At 70.8% G+C, this 1,991-nt stretch carries 2 protein-coding genes; one reads left to right on the top strand and one right to left on the bottom strand.

From position 1 onward, the window contains the following. Nucleotides 1–118: 118 nt before the first annotated feature. Entirely contained in the window at nucleotides 119–502 is a 384-nt protein-coding gene (locus ACFWIS_RS37400) for a hypothetical protein (protein WP_380463311.1), read from the bottom strand. Nucleotides 503–933: 431 nt separating this feature from the next. On the opposite strand from ACFWIS_RS37400, the gene ACFWIS_RS37395 reads away from it, so the two are divergent. Next, complete coding sequence (locus ACFWIS_RS37395; protein ID WP_380463308.1) at nucleotides 934–1,746, top strand: DUF5937 family protein; 813 nt, start codon at nucleotides 934–936, stop codon at nucleotides 1,744–1,746. Nucleotides 1,747–1,991 lie beyond the last annotated feature (245 nt).

Below are 1,991 nucleotides of genomic sequence, written 5' to 3'. Positions count from 1 at the left end.
GCTGGGGGGGGGGGGGGGGGCGGGGGGGGGGGGGGGGGGCCCCTTTGGGGGGGGGGGGGGGGGGGGGGGGGGGGGGGGGGGGGGCGGGGCCCCCCCCCCCCCCCACCACAGTGTCGGGTCAGAAGTGCGAGGGTACGTACGTGTAGCAGTAGTTCCTGCCCCCGTAGTACTGGTCGCCGTCGAGGAGGAGGTCGCCGCCGGTGTCCTTGCCGACGATGCCGTCCTGCTTCCTTCCGTCGATGCCCTGGTACCACTGGACCCAGCTCCGGGTGTCGGGCCCCCACAGACCGTCCTCCGTGAGCGGCCGCTTCTTGCCGTGAGCGGCAGCCACATCGTTGACCAGGTGCTGCACGCACCACACGCCGTGGGTGTTGTTGCCGTAGCCGTTCCCGATGTATCCCGCGCTCGGGGACGCCTGCGCCGGCCCGGCGCCCACCCCCGCGGCCAGCAACCCCGTGACCACCAGCGCGGCCGCTCGCTTGCCGATACGGTCGAGTCCCATGAGAGTTCCTCCATCGCAGTGTTCGGACAGATGCCTCAGTGGTGACGAGTGGACGCCACCCCTGCTCGCTGCCGGCCTTCGCCTACGGTGCTTGTCCTGACCACCCGTGTCCTGGCGTCGTCGGCGTTGCCATACTCGTGACAGGCATCCGCGAACGGCCATCTGTTCGGCCTGGGCCGAACGACGGGGCCGATCCACGTCACCGGGAAAGGACCGGCATGCTGCGATTACACTTCTCCGCCGACGATCTCCTCCGGGTCACCTTCGTTCCCGCTCCCGCGCCGATGATGGAACTCTCGTTGGCGGTAGCACAGTTGCAGCAACCGCCGCACCCGTCCGACGCGGGGCGGTGGCAGAAGGCGACACGTCGGGCCTTCCCCGCGGCAGGGCGGCCCCTGCTGGATCTGGTGCCCCCCTCCGGCAAAGGACCGATGTTCCTCGACCCGGTCAGCTGCGACTTCGACTCCGGGCTCGACCTGGTCCTGCACACACCGGCCGCCACGATCCGAACCGACCTGAACCCCGTGTGTCCCGCGTCCCGCCCGGTGACGCCCTTCACCCGCGCCCTGGTCCGCCGCGACAGTGAGGGTCTGCACCTGCTGGAGAACGCCCTGCGCACGACCTGGACGGCCCTTCTCGCCCACCAGTGGCCGCGGATCGAGGCCGCCCACGACGCGGAACTCGCCTGGCGCACCCGCATCCTGGCCCAGCAGGGCCTGCGCGCCACCCTCGCCGGGCTCGTACCCGGCGGCCGTTGGGAGAGCAATACGACTCTGGTGTACGACCGCGTGGGCGACCTCGACGTCCTGCTGGCCGGCCACGGATTGCGCCTGCTGCCATCGGCTCTTTGGAGGGGCCGTCCGGTGATCGCCCACCACGCCGACGCGCCCAGCGTTCTGATCTATCCGATGACAGCGGCGCCCCTGCCGGTCACCGAGGAGGACCAGCCCGACGACCCGCTGGGGACGCTGCTCGGCAGCACGCGCTCCGCTGTCCTGCAACTGCTGACCGCTCACCGGACCACCACGGAGATCGCCCGCGCCCTCGACATCAGCAAGGCCTCCGCTTCCGAACACGCCAGAGCACTGCGGCACGCACGGCTGATCACCTCCCGAAGGGCCGGCAAGGCGGTGTTCCATGCCTGCAGCAGTCTGGGGCTGCAGCTGCTCACCTCCGCCGACCCCCCACCTGCACCATCACGCGGCGCGGGGTCCGACATCCGGCCGCCGCGCAGGATTCCCTGACACTGCAACGGCGCTCGCCACCAAGCCGGTTGGCATCGTCCGCCCGCTGGGCCGAGTGGGCGCCGGGCATGTTCCAGAGTCGCCGCACCGTGATGTTTCTTGGGTGGTTCGATCACCGGCTGTCGGTGTCTGGCCGGTGACGACGACGCGGCCTGGCGCACCTTGGATCCGGGGGCGTGCCATCCCCTGTGGAGGGGTTCGAGGTTGGTTGCGCCCGTTTGCTTGTCCCTGGTGCCTTGTTCGCC

The organism is Kitasatospora sp. NPDC127060 (genome assembly GCF_042724935.1).
Taxonomy (GTDB): domain Bacteria; phylum Actinomycetota; class Actinomycetes; order Streptomycetales; family Streptomycetaceae; genus Kitasatospora.
This window is presented reverse-complemented; position numbering and strand designations above follow the sequence as displayed.

What these genes read in the sequence shown, in the direction of transcription:
- ACFWIS_RS37395 (WP_380463308.1), top strand. Translation starts at nt 934, where the DNA reads ATGTTCCTCGACCCGGTCAGCTGCGACTTCGACTCCGGGCTCGACCTG.
- ACFWIS_RS37400 (WP_380463311.1), bottom strand. Translation starts at nt 502, where the DNA reads ATGGGACTCGACCGTATCGGCAAGCGAGCGGCCGCGCTGGTGGTCACG.